We start from the raw sequence: 17381 nt of genomic DNA, 5'->3' as shown, positions 1-17381 counted from the left end.
GTTAAGGCATGCGGTGTGCTGCACAGATCTGTGACGTACGGGTAGACAAAAAAGGAAGAAGGAGGAATAGCGCTGTAGAAGGGGGAGAAAAACAAAAGCCGCCTGTAAGGAGGCGGCTTTAGAGATTGTTTATATCACAATCAGAACGGGCTGATGATTGACCCAATACGTTCACAGTAACTGACATAAACATCTCCCATTCTTTTAAAGAATTTGCTGATTTTGCGAAAAGTTTTCATTATCAGACTCCTCTAACGGGTTAGTTAATTGTGATGTTCATCACGTTTTTAATGGTAGCGAAGATGAGATCGGATTTCAACATTTTTGTGATGTTAGTCACAAAAATATAACGAGTTGGCAAATGCTGTACGTCGTGGAGCAAAAGAACCTGATACGCGACCGGCTGGTCAGCGCATCAGGTGCTGGCATGTCATGAGACGTGATATCAGGAGGGATAGCGATAAATATTGTGATCGAACCACTGTTCACCAATCTGCTCAGCGTCTTTCTCTATGTGATGAAAGTGGAAGCCAAGCCGTTGAGCGACAGCGTTGCTGCGTGTGTTGGCGGTTGAAGCTTTGATGACGCAGCGATCAACGAGATTGGCATCAGCATAGGCTGTTATCAGCGTGCTGACGGCCTGAGAAACGATGCCTTTACCTTCAAAGGCTTCGGCGATCCAGTAACCAATGACGCCTTCTTTATCCTGAATTGTATTGAAGGAGACGATGCCAGCCAACGCATCGTCCCAGCGGATAACATACACGGCGGACGTTTTGTCGAAGAACGCCTTTCTGTTGCCGCGAATAGTTTCACGCGTGTCATCGACGCGCTTGACGGAATCCGGCCAGGGTAATGTCCGCCGCAGACGGGATTTTTCCTGCTGAATCAGGGTGAAGAGCGCATCGGCATCGCGCTCTTCCTGTATCGTCAGACGCAAATGTGGTGGATGCCGTAGTTCATACAGAGCATCGATAACTGACGTATCGACAAATGGCGTTTCCATAAAATCCCTTACCCCTGCAAAGTACCGTCAACGATCGTGACGCTGTGCCCGCCGATCCAGGGCTCATCGTTTAGGTAAGTGACGGTAATGCGGCCATCGCAGTTCAGCATCGTGCCCTGTCGTGCCAGATAGCTGAGTGGCGCGGTGACGTTATTGGTGGAGTGCTGCTGGCGAAGCAGCGCAGCCAGACAGGCGTTAGCGCTGCCGGTGACCGGATCTTCTTTGAGATGGCCGCGTTCAATATAGAACGCGCGAACTTCATAATCGGCTGGCGTCGCGTTATCGTACGGGCCGTAGATAGCGATGCCGTTAGTCTGGCTGAGATTCTGCACGGCAGAGAGCGCGTCTGCATCGGGAGCAATGTTCAGGCAGGTGTCGGCACTGTCGACGCGAATCACAAGCCAGCGAATGCCCATATGTACCGCGGTGGGTGGGTAGCGGTTGTCGATAGCGGCACGATCCAACCCCGTAATGCCAAGCGTTTTCTCCAGCAGTGGCATGTGCTCATCGCCCAGCGGAACCATAGTGGCCTGTGGCGCGTGAAAAGCCAGGCTCCCATCGTCATGAATATTGATCGGAACTAAGCCAACGCCGCACTGTTGTACTAATTGGCCTGGGGATTTAGGGCGCAATCCTTCTTCCAGCAGGGCATGTGCGGTGCCCAGCGTCGGGTGGCCAGCAAAGGGCATTTCCGATTCTGGCGTAAAAATACGTACGTGGTAATCCGCCAGAGGATCGCTGGCTGGCAGGACAAACGTGGTTTCTGACAGGTTTGTCCAACGCGCGATATCCTGCATTTGCGCATCGGTTAGCCCATTTGCTTCCAGAATGACGGCAAGCGGATTGCCCTTGAAAGGCTGTTGGGTAAAAACGTCGACCTGTTTGAAACGACGTACTATAGGCATCGCATTTCTCTCCTGTATGCGCTATCGCTTAAATATTACTCAAAACTAACCGCGATCCTGTCGCGCGCTTGTGGCATAATGCGCGCCAAATCACATTCCGACTCGAGTATAAGTGCTGTGTTAAGTACCAACAATATCACCATGCAGTTCGGCAGCAAGCCGTTGTTTGAAAACATTTCCGTTAAATTTGGCGGCGGCAACCGTTACGGTTTGATTGGCGCAAATGGCTGCGGTAAATCCACATTCATGAAGATTCTCGGTGGCGATCTGGTGCCGAGCGCCGGTAACGTCTTCCTCGATCCTAATGAACGTCTGGGTAAACTGCGTCAGGATCAGTTCGCTTTTGAAAAATACAGCGTGCTGGATACCGTCATCATGGGCCACGGGGAGCTGTGGGCGGTAAAAGAAGAGCGCGATCGTATCTACTCATTAGCTGAAATGAGCGAAGAGGACGGCTATAAAGTTGCCGATCTGGAAGTACAATACGGTGAGATGGATGGTTACAGCGCAGAATCTCGTGCCGGCGAACTGTTGCTGGGCGTAGGGATTCCGGTTGAGCAGCACTATGGTTTGATGAGTGAGATTGCTCCCGGCTGGAAACTGCGTGTCCTGTTGGCGCAGGCGCTGTTTGCCGATCCTGATATCCTGCTGCTCGACGAACCCACCAACAACCTGGATATCGATACGATCCGCTGGCTGGAGCAGGTGCTGAACGAGCGTAACAGCACCATGATCATCATTTCGCATGACCGTCACTTCCTGAATATGGTCTGTACACACATGGCGGATCTGGACTACGGCGAACTGCGTATTTATCCCGGTAACTACGATGAATACATGACGGCCGCGACGCAGGCTCGTGAACGTCTACTGGCCGATAACGCCAAGAAGAAAGCGCAAATTTCCGAGCTGCAATCGTTCGTTAGCCGCTTTAGCGCCAACGCCTCTAAATCCAAACAGGCGACATCACGCGCGCGCCAGATTGATAAAATCCAGCTGGATGAAGTAAAAGCGTCTAGCCGTCAAAACCCGTTTATCCGTTTCGATCAGGATAAGAAACTGTTCCGTAATGCGCTGGAAGTCGAAGCGCTGAGCAAAGGTTTTGATAATGGCCCGCTGTTTAGCAAGCTGGGTCTGATGGTCGAAGTGGGTGAGAAAGTCGCTATTCTGGGTGCCAATGGTATCGGTAAATCGACATTGCTGAAAACGCTGGTCGGTGATTTCGAGCCGGATAGCGGTACGGTGAAATGGTCTGAAAACTCAAAAATTGGCTACTACGCGCAGGATCACGAATACGAATTCGATGAGACGCTGACTGTTTTTGACTGGATGAGCCAGTGGAAACAGGAAAAAGACGACGAGCAAGCCGTGCGCAGCATACTTGGTCGTTTGCTGTTCAGCCAGGATGACATCAAGAAGAAAGTGAAGGTGTTATCCGGTGGTGAAAAAGGTCGCATGCTGTTCGGTAAGCTGATGATGCAGCGTCCGAATATTTTGGTGATGGATGAACCGACCAACCACCTTGATATGGAATCCATTGAATCGCTGAATATGGCGCTGGAAATGTATGAAGGGACGCTGCTGTTCGTCTCTCATGACCGTGAATTTGTCAGCTCGCTGGCGACCCGTATTCTGGAAATTACGCCAAATAAAGTCATTGATTTCACCGGTAACTATGAAGATTACCTGCGCAGTCAGGGTATTCAGTAAGCGTTGCAATACGACGAGGTTGCTGACAAAATCCGTCGCGCGAGAGTAATGGATAGATCGTAAAGACGCTGCAAGTACGTCCCTGTAAGCTCGGATTGCGCCATCCCTGGCGCAAACGCTTTACTCTTCTATTCCATTACTCCCGTTTTCGTTCGGCAAATAGGTTTGTCGTCAGTCTTACGGCCTCATTATTGAGGCCGTATTGTTTAGGGATGTGTTAGTCAGGATAAAATCCGCGGTTCAGCGCTTCCACCGCTTCGGCGACGCGCGGCCCCATTCCCAGCAAAATCGCCTGATCGAGCGCGATAATACGCTGGTTTTTCCAGGCTGCGGTTTGCGTTAGGCCGGGTACTGCCGCCAGCGCCTCCACGCCGTTTTCCACACTTTGCGTCGTCACCACAACCACCTCAGGATTCGCCGCAATCATCGCCTCACCGCCGTAAATACGATACTGGCTGTGCGTGGCAATATTCTTTCCGCCTGCCAGCGCGATCAGGCTATCCACCACGGTGTTTTTCCCCGCGACCTGTGCCGCACTGCTGCCAGCACTCATAAGAAAGACGACGCTGACGCGATCTTTCCGCGTTGTCAGCCGCTCTGATACCGTACTCAACTGCTGAGAAAGGCGAGTGACCAACTGCTCAGCAGCCTCAGTGCGATTGAGCAGCGTGCCAGCCTGACGAATATTGCTAAGCAATTGCGTTGGCGTGCTGGGCGTGCGGGTAAAACGCGCTACCGCTACGCCAGCCTGCTCAAGCTGATTAAGCACCTGCGGCGGGTTGGCATCTTGCCAGGTCATCAACAGCGTTGGGCGGAGTGACAAAATGCCTTCGCTCGTTAACTGTTGCCAGTTGCTGACTTTTGGCAGCGTTGCTGTTTGTGGCGGGTAAGTGGTGGTCTGATCCACGCCGACCACCGTATCGCCTGCACCGAGCGCATAAACGATTTCCACCAGCGAGCCACCGGCAATCACCACGCGCGGCTTGGCCGCGCAGGTGAAGGAAGACAGCCCGAAAAGCATTAACGCGATTATCGCCTTCATCATCATGACGCTTAGAATGAGAACGCCGCGCCGATCGCGGTGCTGAAGCCGGATGCAGGAATACTTTCATGCGCGGTGGTATAGCGCTTATCCAGCAGGTTATTCAGCGCCAGCGTGACCTGATACTGATTCTCGCTACCGAAGGTGCTGGTAAATTCCAGATTGGCCGTTGCCCAACCGCTGTGCTGGATGGCGGTATCAGCCGTTTCATCCTTCGCGCGTGAGGCCGCCCGGAGGTAGAGATCGGATTCCAGCTCCATGCGATCAAACAGCATGATGTTTTTGACCCCGACGCGACCAGTAAAAGTGGGTTCACCAGTGCGATAGGTGCTGCGAGTTGGGAGTTCCAGCTCACGGCGGATGATATTGCCGTTAACGTAAGGAGACAGCGTCCAGCCGAGGTATTCCGCATACATCTCCATCCCGTACGTGGTGGCACGGTTGGCGTTGGCGTAGTAACGGCTGCTGCTATCCGTGCTGCCGGAGCAGGCGGCGTTACCGGCGCAGTTCAGCGTGGTGATATAGTCTTTGGCGCGTGAGTGGTAGACAGCGCTGTCCAGCAGCCAGCTATCGTCTTTATAGCGCATGCCGACTTCATAGTTATTCGACTTTTCTGCCTTTAAATTGGCGTTGCCGTAAGTGGTGCTCCCACCCGCCGCCGTGTCGTAAAACTTATGCGTCAGGGTAGGGTAGACATAACCTTGCGCAAAGGAGGCACGGAGCTGGATGTTGTCAAAGCCGGAATAGCGCAGGCTGCTGGCGGTGACTAAGGTACTGTCGTTTTCCTTCGCAGCGGCGGACGTACTGTTGTTCGGCATCACCATCCCGTTCATTCTTACGGTGCCTGTCTTCTGGCCGCCGTAGGAGAGTGATTCAACCCAATATTGACGAGCGCCCAACGTCCACGTCCAGTCCGGCGTTATTTTCCATTCATCCTGTGCGAACAGCGCCCAGCTATTCTGCCGCCAGTGGTTATTGGATATTGAGCTTGGGTTGACTGATAGAGAAGGCATTCCCATGGGCGATAATGATCCCGTTACCCGGACATCGGAGAAGGCATTTTGCTTCACGACATCGGAGAGCCATTGTCCCCCGGCAATCAGCGTATGATCGGTGAATGGTGTGATATCCGCCTGTAAGGTCAATCCCCGACTGGTCTGCTTGTCGTCGGTTCCTGTGCTCATCGCCATTTTGCCTTGATAAAGCGCCATGCCGTTATAGCGCAGCGGATTACCGCTCTGCGACAGATCGTTACGGAATTCGCGTTTGATATTTTGCTGATAGGCATCCAGATGCAGGTTTTTCAGCACATCGCCGCCGATCTGCCAGTCATAAAACAGGCCGACCTTCTTTCTTTCCAGTTCAGGAATACGCACGCTGAAGCTGTCGTATTCATCCGAGTCGGTATAGGTTTGCGTGCTGAGCTTGAAGCTGTCGAGCGACAGGCCGAATTTATGATCGCCAAGGCGATAGCCGAGCCAGGCGGACTGCCCGCTGTTGCGGAAATGAGTGTCCGGCAGACGGCCATCCGGCGTGCTGCGGTTGCCCTGATCGCTATAGCTGCCGCTGAGGCGATAGTCAAAATTACCGATGGAGCCGTAGGCTAAACCCGATTCCTGCCAGCCTGCGGTCGCGCTGTCATAAACGGCTTTGATTTTGCCGCTCAGCGGTTTGTCTCCGCCTTTGCGGGTAATAAAGTTGATCACGCCGCCAATAGCCTGCGAGCCATATAATACCGAATGCGGGCCTTTTACGACTTCAATGCGCTCAATATAAGAGGGATCGATTAATAATCCGAGGCTGTAATTTGGTCCGGCGCGCTGATAAGTAACTTCCTGTCCGTCAATTAACACTAATACGCGTGAGGCTTCTTCGCCGCGAATACGTATTTGTTTACGACCGGCTAATGCGGTATCGGTAATATCGACACCGGGAATATCACGCAGCGCTTCGGCAATAGAATCGCCGGTATATTTACCCAGCTTTTCATTATCGATAACCTGCATCGTGACCGGACTTTCCCATAAATTTTGTTCCGTTCTCCCTGCACTAATAACGGTTATTTCATCGCTGTTTGTGGTCGAATGATTTGTAGATGAATCGTTTGGCGCTGCATTAATTGCGCCGCTATAAATAGCAGGCAGCATAAAGAGAACCCAGTGTGTGGCCTTTTTATTCATGGCTTTTTCTCTGAAAAGTTAATGATTCTCATTAACGTTATCATTTGGGGGAAGGGTGCGATAATTAAATTTGAATGAATATTAAAAAATGTGACTGCAATCTCATTTGTTATTAAATAAGGACTTGCAATATTTTATTGGTTGTTAAATTAACGAATTTTAATGTAGTGATTTTTGTTTTCATTTATTTAACATTTAAAACAGGCTCAGTGGATTAATGCTATGAAACTAATGAGAAATAACCGTATTTATTTATATCTGCCATTTTAACCAAAATAAGCAAATCGGTTAATTTAAAGAGAAAATGACGCGAAAAGAATAACCCGGCTCCTTTCTGCCTGCCGGGCAGGTTGCCAAATAAAAATAATTATCATTTAATTTATTTTATTGATTATTTGGGGGCCGTTAATGAACATCGATTTGACGCCGTATTATGCTGAGCCCGGTGAGCAGCCTTTTAGCGCCCGACGTATGGCAATGCCTTGGCGCAACCATGTGCCGCTTTCACCAGAACAGATTCCTGCCGGCTGGCAGGCGCTAAAGCAGCAAATCGTGCCTGCGCGTAAGCGGCTGCTCTACCTGCACATTCCTTTCTGCGCTACGCATTGCACGTTTTGCGGTTTTTACCAGAACAAACTGCGTGATGACAGCACGGCGACTTACACCCGTTATCTGTTGCAGGAGTTGGCGATGGAAGCGGACAGCCCGCTGCATCAGTCTGCGCCCATTCATGCGGTGTATTTTGGTGGCGGCACGCCAACGGCGCTGGCCGCCGATGAACTGTCGCAAATTATTCGTGCGATCCGCACCTCTCTGCCGCTGGCCCCAGACTGTGAGATCACGGTAGAAGGGCGGGCAATGGATTTTGACGATGAGCGGATCGATGCTTGTCTGGATGCGGGAGCGAACCGCTTCTCCATCGGGATTCAGACGTTTGATACCCGCATTCGTCAACGTATGGCGCGTACCTCAGATAAACAGCAGTCAATTCGCTTCCTTGAACGCCTGTGCGAGCGAGACAGAGCCGCCGTGGTGTGCGATCTGATGTTCGGCCTGCCGGAGCAAACGCCGGAAATCTGGCGCGAAGATCTGGCCATCGTCAGCGATTTGCCGTTAGACGGCGTCGATTTGTATGCGCTGAATCTGTTACCAACCACGCCGCTGGCGAAAGCTGCCGAAAATCAGCGTGTCGCATTGCCTGATGTGGTTGCCCGCCGTGATTTCTATCGGACTGGCGCAGCGTTTCTGGCTGACGCCGGCTGGCACCAGCTTAGCAATAGCCACTGGGCGCGCACCACGCGTGAACGCAACCTGTACAACCTGCTGATTAAGCAAGGCGCGGACTGTCTGGCAATGGGAAGCGGCGCGGGTGGCAATATAAACGGGCAAGCCTACATGATGGAACGCAGCCTGGAGCGCTATTACCAGCAGATCGATCAGGGGCAAAAACCGATCATGATGATGACGCCAGCCAGTCCGACCGGGCCGTGGCAGCATCAGCTTCAGGCGGGTATTGAAGTGGGTCGCATCAAGCTGCCTCAATTGACCCGGCATGCTCGTGAGCTTCAACCGTTGCTTAGCCAGTGGCACGAGGCCGGATTGACCTGTGACGATTCCACCTGCCTGCGCCTGACCAACGATGGCCGTTTCTGGGCGAACAACCTGATGCAGGCATTACAACAAATTATTCCTCAGCTTAATGCCGAAGAGCATGCGCACTAACCGGAGACGCAATCATGACACTGAATGAATTATTGGCAACCAACCCTGATGGCACACTGGAAGAGATTGCCGGAAAGTACAGTACCTCGCTGTTTGCCGTCGTTGAAGCTTTGCCTGCGGCACAGCGTACGCTGGCGACGGGCGATCGCTTCGATCAGGTGTGGGACACGATTGCGACCTGGGGTGAAGTGACGCTCATTAGCCATACGGCGGACGCAATTCTGGAATTCAAGAGCGAGCTGCCAACCGGTACGCATCGCCACGGTTACTTTAATTTGCGCGGCAAAAATGGCCTGAGTGGACACATCCGCGCGACGAGCTGTCAGCACATTGCGTTTATTGAGCGTAAGTTCATGGGGATGGACACGGCGTCCGTGGTGTTCTTTAATGCCAACGGTGCGGCGATGTTTAAAATCTTCCTTGGACGAGACAGCCACCGCCAGCTGCTGAGTGCTCAGGTTGAGGCGTTCCGCGCGCTGGCGAGTGAATTACAACCGGAGCAGGTATGACGTGGTTACTTTTCGGCGCGGGCAATGGGGTCGGCGCCTGCTTATTACAGCGCGCTATTGAGTGCGAGCAGGCGGTCGTACTCGTCTTGCGTAATCCTGAACAGGCCAAACACTGGCGTGAGCAGGGAATGACAGTAGTGGAAGGCGATGCCTGTGACCCGGAAACGGTAGCGGAAGCCTGTCGTGTGGTGGGGCCTTCTGCCATTGTGGTATCAACAATGGGCGGTGGCACGGTAAATTATCAGGGCCATCGCACGGTGATCGATGGCGCCGAGCAGGCAGGCATCAAGCGTATGCTGCTGGTGACGTCACTGGGCTGCGGCGATAGCTGGCCGCTGTTGTCGCCACGCGCCAGAGCCGCGTTTGGCTTTGCGGTACGTGAGAAGTCGTTGGCAGAAAGCTGGTTGCAAAGCAGTTCGTTGGATCACTGTATTGTGCGTCCTGGCGGCCTGCTGGATGTGGTTGCGACGCACAATGCGAAACTGACGCAGGGGGCTGCTACGCTGGGGCTGGTGTCACGCTGGGATGTGGCGCTGGCGGTTGATCAACTGTTGCAACAGCCCGTGTTTGGCAATCACATCTATAATCTGATCGATCCCGATCTCACCATGCCTGCTATTTCGTAATCCCCGTTCTTATGTCATCGCTGTTGCCGGGATAATCTCTCCCGGCATCAGGCAAACTGTTATAGTCAATCTGTCGAAAACTGTATCTGTTATCTCTTATGTGGCTATGTTCTAATCGATACCAGCAGTGTTGTATTCCTTAAGCATGATGGTGACGACGATGGACGAAGTAAAACGCCTTCTTACCGAAGAGATCGAACGGATTAATCGGGAAGAAAAACGTGACAATAAAATACGTTTCAGCCGTAAATTCATGCAGTCTCACCCCTATCTGTTTGCCGCGATGCTGGTGAGCTACGTGCCGGTCGCTGCCATCCTCTTCTATGCCTCTTATTTTGGTTTACCGTATCTGATCGGTTTTACCGTCTTCCTGCTGGTGATGACGCTGGCACTGTCGATGGATATTAACCCGACCTATCGCTTTGAAGACATCGACACGCTGGATTTACGCGTGTGCTATAACGGCGAGTGGTTTACGATCCGCCACGTGTCGCAGGACACGCTGGATAAACTGCTACGCAATGAGCAGGTACCGTCCGCAGTGAAAGCGGGGATAGAGAAAATTCAACGCACGAAAGGTGATGTTGATTTTTACGATGTTTTTTCATTGGCCTATCGCCAGCAGCCTTCTGCTTGAATGTGATAAAACAGCCAGCTTTTTATATAAAATAACGCTTATATAAAATAACGGCTATTTATATTCCCTCTATTTATCATCACAATAAGAAACTTTTATTCTTCCTTTTTTCTTGCGGATCGCTTATCCGATAAAGGTAAATCCTTACCAAACCATATGTTATAGAAATTTTATTTTCTTATTAAGAAAGTGCAATATGATTGTGACCCTTTAAAAAGCATCTACGCTATTAAGTGGGGTGGAAACGATATATCCAGCATATTTATGCGGTTTCTCGACCCACATTCTCGCTTTTCTAAAACATTAACGTAATGCATTCCTTTCTCCATCATCGTGTTAGATGTGGGGTAAATGATGTGAAGATAAGGTTTGCTCGTATTGATGGAATTTTCTATGGCAAAACCACTTGTGTCCAGGTTGCAGGGTATCTGGCTGCTAATCTTGGGGTTAATCGTAACGGCGATAGGCGCTTTTTTCGCCTATTATGGGGCCAAACTGATTGGTTTGGGGGGGAGCCCCTATTTTCTGGTCTCCGGTTTAGCACTGCTGATTTCCGGGGTACTTCTCTGGCGTAAAAGCGTCTTAGGCGCTTATTTATACGGTGCCGTTTTGTTGGGCACCGTTATTTGGGCATTGTGGGATGTCGGTCTGGATTTTTGGCCTTTGGTATCACGTTTGCTCACGTTGGCTGGGGTTGCCATTCTGGTTGCGCTGTCACTACCTCTCTTGCGTAGTCCGGCAGGTAAACAACCTGGCTGGCGTGCCGCAGGGCTTTCTGCTGGCGTGCTGGTGCTGGCCTTCGTTGCCACTGTCGCCGGCATGTTCGTTCCTCATGCGCCAGTGCCTTCTTCCGGTGCTCAACTGCCGTTAGTGCCTGTTAAACCCGGTGAAGAACAGCAAAACTGGAGCAATTACGGTAACACCTCTGGTGCGTCGCGCTTTGTCGCGTTGGATCAGGTCACGCGTGATAACGTGAAAGATCTCCAGATCGCGTGGACGTACCGCACGGGTGATGTGCCGCAAAGTCCGGGCGGCGGCGGTGCTGAAGATCAGCAGACTCCGCTGCAAGTGGGTAACCGTTTATTCCTGTGTACGCCGCATAACAACATCATTGCTGTGGATGCCACAAGTGGTGAACAGCTGTGGAAAACGGAAATCGGCGCGCACCAGAAAAAGTGGATGCGCTGCCGTGGTCTGGCCTATTTTGATGCCACACAGCCGCTAGTGCAGCCCGATCTTCCAGGATCTACACCGGTTGCGCAGGTTTCAGTACCTGTAGGTGCGGTTTGCCAGCGTCGTATCCTGATGAATAGCGTGACGCCAGAGCTGATCGCCGTGGATGCGGACACCGGGGCATTTTGCCCAGATTTTGGCACCAATGGCCGGGTGGATCTCAGCGATCACATGGGCAAAGGTAGCGACAAAGGGCAATATTATCCGACGTCAGCGCCCACATTGGCAGGGACGACTATCGTTATTGGCGGCAGGGTCGCGGATAACGTCAGTATCGATATGCCCGGCGGTGTCGTTCGCGGGTTTGACGTGATTACCGGGAAATTACGCTGGGCATTTGATCCTGGCAATCCGCAGGAGACGACAGAACCAGCACAAGGTCAGAACTATACGCGTTCGACGCCTAACGTATGGGCGCCGATGTCCTACGATCCGCAGTCAAATACGGTGTTCATGCCGACGGGAAGCGCCGCCATCGATTTATGGGGCGTCAAACGTAGCGATCTGGATCGTAAATTTGGTGCGTCAATGGTGGCGGTGGATGCCTCCACGGGGCAGGTCAAATGGGTCTATCAGACGGTTCACGATGACCTGTGGGACTTTGATGTGCCGATGCAGCCTTCTTTCGTTAATTTCCCCAGCGAAAATGGCAAAAACGTACCCGCGTTAGTGTTCGGTACCAAAGCCGGTCAACTGTTCGTTCTCGATCGTGCGACGGGTAAACCGTTGACGAAAGTTGAAGAGAGAAAGGTTGAGCAGGGAGAAATTCCGAGCGAGGTGTATTCGCCGACTCAGCCTGTTTCCGTTGGTATGCCGCAGATTGGCGCAGATGTCCTCAAAGAGTCTGATATGTGGGGAGCGACGCCGTTTGATCAGTTGCTCTGCCGCGTCCACTTCAAATCTAAACGTTACAATGGGCTGTTTACCCCGCCGGGGCACGATCCGTCACTCAATCTGCCTGGCTCTTTAGGTGGCATGAACTGGGGCGGATTATCTACCGATCCGGTGAATAACTACCTATTTGTCAACGATATGAGAGTGGGGCTTGAGGTTCAACTCGTACCGACGTCGGCAGAGGATAAAGGTAAGAAAAGTGATGGTAACGAAGCGGCTAGCATTGATCGTCCGGTACCGCTGGATGGCACGCCGTATTCGGTTAATGCGAAAGTTCGCTTCATGTCGCCTATTGAAATTCCTTGCCAGAAACCGCCATTTGGCACGCTGACGGCGGTGGATTTAAAAACGCAGAAAATCGCCTGGCAGGTTCCCGTTGGTACAGTGAAAGATACGGGGCCTTTCGGTATTAAAATGGGATTACCTATTCCGATCGGTATGCCGACGATTGGCGGCACGCTCGCGACTCAGGGCGGTTTGGTATTTATCGCCTCCACGCAGGATTACTATCTGCGTGCCTTTGATAGCGCGACCGGTAAAGAAGTATGGAAAGCCCGACTGCCAGTAGGAAGCCAGGCTACACCTATCAGCTACAAGTCTCCGGTGGATGGTAAGCAGTACGTCGTTATCTCGGCTGGCGGTGCACGTAACTCACCAGACCGTGGTGACTATGTGATTGCCTATCGGTTACCGTGATACCAAAGGATCGGTATCGCCGTTGAAACGGTAGGGATGAAAGGCCACCTGTCATTGAGGTGGCCTTTTACTATCCAGCATATGACTTGGATAGGAATCGTATTACGTTAGTGCTAGGTTCGTAGGAGAGCTGCGCGTCGTGTTCTTGTTGTTTTTTGACGGGTGGTTTTTCAGCCGAATGATTTTTTCAACCTTGTGATTTTCAAATAGACGGGCAGAACAGGACGATGAGCGAAAAGGTATTGCTGGTGATTCAGTTGGGCCAACCGCCGGAAGGCATTGCGTCTCAGGTTGGGCAACAAGGGAAGTGGTTTACCGATGCGGTACAGGGCAAAACGCAGCCGGTACAGGTGGTGCGTCCCGATCTCGGGGAGCGGCTGCCGCCGTTTGATACGCTGGCGGCGGTGGTTATCTCCGGCTCGTGGTCAATGGTCACGGATCGGTTGGACTGGAGTGAATATACCGCTGGCTGGCTGCGTGAAGCCTATTACGCGGATGTCCCGCTGCTGGGCGTGTGCTATGGGCACCAACTGCTCGCTGATGCGCTGGGCGGTAAAGTGGGGGATAACCCGAACGGCAAGGAAGTTGGCGTTCAGGTTGTGACAACCAATGAAGCTGCCGCGCAGGACAGTTTACTGCGTGATTATCCGCAGCAGTTTGGCGCTTATCTGACCCACCAGCAGTCCGTGCTGGAACCGCCTGAAGGTGCGCAGGTGCTGGCAAGTTCAGAGATGGATGGCTGCCAAATTATCCGCTACAGCGATAAAGTCCTGACCGTGCAGTTCCACCCGGAATTCAGCACGGACATCATGCTGACATGTCTGCGTCATAATGAAGCGGCGCTGCGACAGGGCGGCTGGGATGTCGACCGGATGATGGACATCCCGCAGGAACCCGTCTGGGCGCGCAAGATCCTGCTGGATTTTGTGCAACGCTATGCGGCGAAGTAGCCCTCGAACAACGCATTATGCGCGATAAAACGTCCTTCTCGATCGCCACTCATTGGTGCCGATCGAGCCAAGAATCATGATAGCTTCATCCACCGAAACCGTAGCGCTATGGCAAAGTTTGAACAGCTCGCTCACCAGATCCGTGAGCAGCTTCAGGAAGGGATCTGGCAGCCGGGCGATAAATTGCCTTCGCTGCGGGAGAAATCACTGCATTCGGGTATGAGCCTGATGACCGTGCTGCACGCGTATCAGCTGCTGGAAAGTCAGGGGCTGATTGTGTCGCGTCCACAGTCGGGTTATTACGCGGCATCACAGCTGTCCGCACTACCCGCGGACAGCCTGCATTCACCTGTAGGGCAGGAACGCGTTCAGTTGACCGAAGACGTGGACGTCAACGCGTTCATTTTTGACGTGCTCCAGGCCAGCAAAGATCCGGCGGTGATGCCGTTCGGATCGGCGTTTCCCGACCCGCAGCTCTTTCCCCAGCGTCAGTTAACGCGCTCGCTGGCCTCGGTGGCGCGCCATATGCAGCCACACAGCGCGCTGGATAATTTACCGCCGGGTAATGAGAGCTTAAGGAAGAATATCGCTCAGCGCTATGCGTTGCAGGGGATCGCCGTCTCGCCCGATGAGATTGTGATTACGGCGGGGGCGATGGAGTCCCTTAATCTCAGCCTTCAGGTGCTGACGGAGCCGGGCGATTACGTGGTGATCGAATCTCCCGCTTTTTATGGCGCGCTACAGGCGATCGAACGCCTGAAACTCAAGGCGATTGCGATTGCAACCGATCCGCAGCAGGGTATCGACCTTGATGCATTGCAGCAGGCGCTGAATGACTATCCGATCAAAGCCTGCTGGCTGATGACCAATTTTCATAACCCGCTTGGCTGCACGCTGTCCTGGGAGAAGAAACAGCGGCTGGTGGCGATGCTGGAAAAACACGGCGTCGGGCTGGTAGAAGATGATGTCTACAGCGAGCTATACACGGGCCTGCAACGTCCGCTGCCTGCGAAGGCGTTGGATAAAAAAGGCACGATTCTGCACTGCTCCTCGTTTTCTAAAAATCTGGTGGCGGGGTTCCGCATCGGCTGGGTGGCGGCAGGGAGCTATGCGGGCAGCATTCAGCGTTTACAACTGATGAGCACATTATCAACCAGCGCACCCATGCAACTGGCGATTGCGGACTATCTGGCGACCAGCAGCTACGACAGCCATCTGCGCCGCCTGCGGCGAGCGCTGGAGCAGCGTAAACACGCGGCGTTACAGTCGCTACGCCGGCACTTCCCGGGTGACGTCCTCATTAATCATTCCCAAGGCGGTTATTTTCTCTGGCTGGAATTGCCTGAAGGCGTCAGCAGCACGGAGCTATACCGTCGTGCGCTGGCTCGGGGCGTCAGCATTGCGCCGGGGAAAATGTTTACGACTGGCGATAAATACGATCGCTACTTCCGCTTCAACGCCTCTTACGCATGGGACGAGCGCTGCGAACAAAGCGTGATCGTATTGGCCTCGCTGATTCGAGCACAGATAGGTGAGCGTTTGGCGCGATCACCCCTTTAGAGGTGTGGAGATGTTTGCTGCTTTTCTGTTACTGTTTGCGCCATGGCGGAAGGTGGCGGCATCGATGGCGAAAAACAGCCATAACCTTGCCGGAAATCAGGAAGTCGCCAGGCACGATGCGTATAATCCGGCTAAAGGTGAGCGATACCTATTATCTTTCAGACCGCGCTGGCGGCCTTCCTGCACCCCGAAATCTATCGGATAGACAACGTAAACAACAGGAAAAACCACCCTGATGAGTATTCGTATTGTTCCTCAGGAACAGCTAGAACAGAATGAAAAATCGACGCAGGAAGGGCATATTCCTCCGCTGCTGTTTGCCAATCTAAAAAGCCTGTACAGCAGCCGCGCGGAGCGTCTGCGTCAGCTGGCTGAAGATCACCCTCTGGGGGATTACCTCACCTTCGCCGCTGGCGTGGTGGAAGCCCAGCAGAAGGTGCTGCACGATCATCCGTTGAAGCTTGACCTGAGTGACGTGCTGAAACAGTCCGGTGAACGTCCACCGCTCGATATCGCGGTGTTCCCGCGTGATGCACACTGGCACACGCTGCTGCGTGCGCTGATCGAAGAATTAAAACCGGATGCCAGCGGACAGGTGTTATCCACGCTGGAAAATCTGGAAAAAGCCTCAGAACAGGAGTTGGAAGAGCAGGCAACGGCGCTGCTGCAACACGAGTTTCGCGCTGAAAACAATGATAAAGCCCCGTTCATCTGGGCGGCGCTGTCGCTGTTCTGGGCACAGATGGCAAGTCTGCTGCCCGGTAAAGCGCGCGCGGTACCCGGCGAACATCGTCAGTTCTGCCCGGTGTGCGGCAGTATTCCGGTATCGGGCGTGGTGCAGTTAGGTACGTCCAGCGGCTTGCGTTATCTGCACTGCAATCTGTGCGAGAGCGAATGGCACATGGTGCGGGTGAAATGCAGCAACTGTGAAGAGTCGAGCGAGCTGAATTACTGGTCGCTGGATAGCGAAAATTCCGCCATCAAAGCGGAAAGCTGCGGTCACTGCGGCACGTATCTGAAGCTGCTATATCAGGAAAAAGATCACCGTGTAGAAGCCGTCGCCGACGATCTGGCTTCGCTGGTGCTGGATGTGAAAATGGAGGAAGAAGGCTTTTCTCGCAGTAGCATCAACCCCTTCCTGTTCCCGGAAAGTTCGATCGAATAGCCAGTCTAATCGGTGAAGCGCGTTTGTGCTTCACCGCCTTTCCATGTGCTACCCGAACAGGATCATGGCGGCAATCGCGATGGCAATGAGGGTGATAAACAGCGTCACGATCAGCAGCATCGGCGTATACGGCATATCGCCTTCCTGACGCATCGCTTTCTCATTGCTGACCCAGCGACGATAGGCCAGACCGCCGAGTAATGCCGCACAGACGACCAGCAGCAGAGCCAGCCCCTGACGCACCAGCGGATCGATATGGACGGTGAATTGATCGATACCCACCGCACCGGCAAGAAACGCCAGCGCGGTGCGGATCCACGCCAGAAAGGTGCGTTCATTCGCTAATGAAAAACGGTAGTCCGGGGTTTTCCCCTGACTCCACCACGGCGTTTTGTCCTGTCTGGGCGTTGTCATGTCGTCGTCTAATTTCAGGTTAAAGAGGCATCCGATTGGGCACCGCGTCTGCATTCTAGCGCCCGGCGGATTTCGTTTGCCCGATTGTATCAGTGACCAGTGTATTAGCGATAATTGCCTCACTAGATAATG

The 17381-nt window shown here is 53.0% G+C and carries 14 protein-coding genes; 9 read left to right on the top strand and 5 right to left on the bottom strand.

Annotated features, from left to right (window positions below):
• Nucleotides 1–445 precede the first annotated feature (445 nt).
• Both R9X49_RS10445 and R9X49_RS10440 read right to left on the bottom strand, forming a co-directional pair.
• Nucleotides 446–1006, bottom strand: coding sequence for a GNAT family N-acetyltransferase (locus R9X49_RS10445; protein ID WP_319848294.1), 561 nt, complete (start codon nt 1004–1006; stop codon nt 446–448).
• Between the two features lie 8 nt (nt 1007–1014).
• Nucleotides 1015–1911 (bottom strand): PhzF family phenazine biosynthesis protein, encoded by an 897-nt coding sequence (locus R9X49_RS10440; protein ID WP_319848293.1) that lies wholly within the window; start codon nt 1909–1911, stop codon nt 1015–1017.
• Between the two features lie 117 nt (nt 1912–2028).
• Here R9X49_RS10440 and R9X49_RS10435 point away from each other — a divergent pair, with 117 nt between their 5' ends.
• Nucleotides 2029–3621: an ABC-F family ATPase gene (locus tag R9X49_RS10435; RefSeq protein ID WP_319848292.1), complete on the top strand. Its 1593-nt coding sequence runs from the start codon at nt 2029–2031 to the stop codon at nt 3619–3621.
• 217 nt (nt 3622–3838) lie between these two features.
• On the opposite strand, the gene R9X49_RS10430 is transcribed toward R9X49_RS10435, so the two are convergent.
• On the bottom strand, nt 3839–4663 hold the full coding sequence (locus tag R9X49_RS10430) for a heme/hemin ABC transporter substrate-binding protein (protein ID WP_413775889.1): 825 nt from the start codon (nt 4661–4663) through the stop codon (nt 3839–3841).
• A gap of 11 nt (nt 4664–4674) precedes the next feature.
• Nucleotides 4675–6843, bottom strand: a complete 2169-nt coding sequence (locus R9X49_RS10425; protein WP_319848290.1) for a TonB-dependent receptor — start codon at nt 6841–6843, stop codon at nt 4675–4677.
• A gap of 408 nt (nt 6844–7251) precedes the next feature.
• Here R9X49_RS10425 and hutW point away from each other — a divergent pair, with 408 nt between their 5' ends.
• From hutW to fdhE, 8 genes are all read left to right on the top strand, one after another.
• A complete protein-coding gene (gene hutW / locus R9X49_RS10420) occupies nt 7252–8565 on the top strand; it encodes a heme anaerobic degradation radical SAM methyltransferase ChuW/HutW (RefSeq protein WP_319848288.1) in 1314 nt (437 codons plus the stop codon).
• A gap of 14 nt (nt 8566–8579) precedes the next feature.
• On the top strand, nt 8580–9074 hold the full coding sequence (gene hutX, locus R9X49_RS10415; protein WP_319848287.1) for a heme utilization cystosolic carrier protein HutX: 495 nt from the start codon (nt 8580–8582) through the stop codon (nt 9072–9074).
• Nucleotides 9071–9700 (top strand): NAD(P)H-binding protein, encoded by a 630-nt coding sequence (locus tag R9X49_RS10410; RefSeq protein ID WP_319848286.1) that lies wholly within the window; start codon nt 9071–9073, stop codon nt 9698–9700. The genes hutX and R9X49_RS10410 overlap by 4 nt, the downstream gene beginning before the upstream one ends.
• A gap of 160 nt (nt 9701–9860) precedes the next feature.
• Nucleotides 9861–10337 carry a YlaC family protein gene (locus tag R9X49_RS10405; protein ID WP_319848285.1) on the top strand — a complete coding sequence of 159 codons (477 nt, stop codon included), beginning with the start codon at nt 9861–9863 and terminating at the stop codon, nt 10335–10337.
• Between the two features lie 393 nt (nt 10338–10730).
• Entirely contained in the window at nt 10731–13160 is a 2430-nt protein-coding gene (locus tag R9X49_RS10400) for a membrane-bound PQQ-dependent dehydrogenase, glucose/quinate/shikimate family (protein ID WP_319848284.1), read from the top strand.
• 227 nt (nt 13161–13387) lie between these two features.
• Nucleotides 13388–14110, top strand: a complete 723-nt coding sequence (locus tag R9X49_RS10395) for a glutamine amidotransferase (protein WP_319848283.1) — start codon at nt 13388–13390, stop codon at nt 14108–14110.
• Between the two features lie 108 nt (nt 14111–14218).
• On the top strand, nt 14219–15670 hold the full coding sequence (locus tag R9X49_RS10390) for a PLP-dependent aminotransferase family protein (RefSeq protein WP_319848282.1): 1452 nt from the start codon (nt 14219–14221) through the stop codon (nt 15668–15670).
• A gap of 235 nt (nt 15671–15905) precedes the next feature.
• The gene (fdhE, locus tag R9X49_RS10385; RefSeq protein ID WP_319848281.1) at nt 15906–16835 is read left to right on the top strand and encodes a formate dehydrogenase accessory protein FdhE; all 930 of its coding nucleotides are present in this window, start codon (nt 15906–15908) and stop codon (nt 16833–16835) included.
• Between the two features lie 48 nt (nt 16836–16883).
• Here fdhE and R9X49_RS10380 read toward each other — a convergent pair whose 3' ends face one another.
• Nucleotides 16884–17249 carry a YidH family protein gene (locus R9X49_RS10380; protein ID WP_319848280.1) on the bottom strand — a complete coding sequence of 122 codons (366 nt, stop codon included), beginning with the start codon at nt 17247–17249 and terminating at the stop codon, nt 16884–16886.
• Nucleotides 17250–17381: the final 132 nt, after the last annotated feature.

It is taken from the genome of Pectobacterium carotovorum, assembly GCF_033898505.1.
Taxonomy (GTDB): domain Bacteria; phylum Pseudomonadota; class Gammaproteobacteria; order Enterobacterales; family Enterobacteriaceae; genus Pectobacterium; species Pectobacterium carotovorum_J.
Note: the sequence above shows the minus strand (reverse complement) of the source record. Positions and strands in the feature narration are given on the sequence as shown.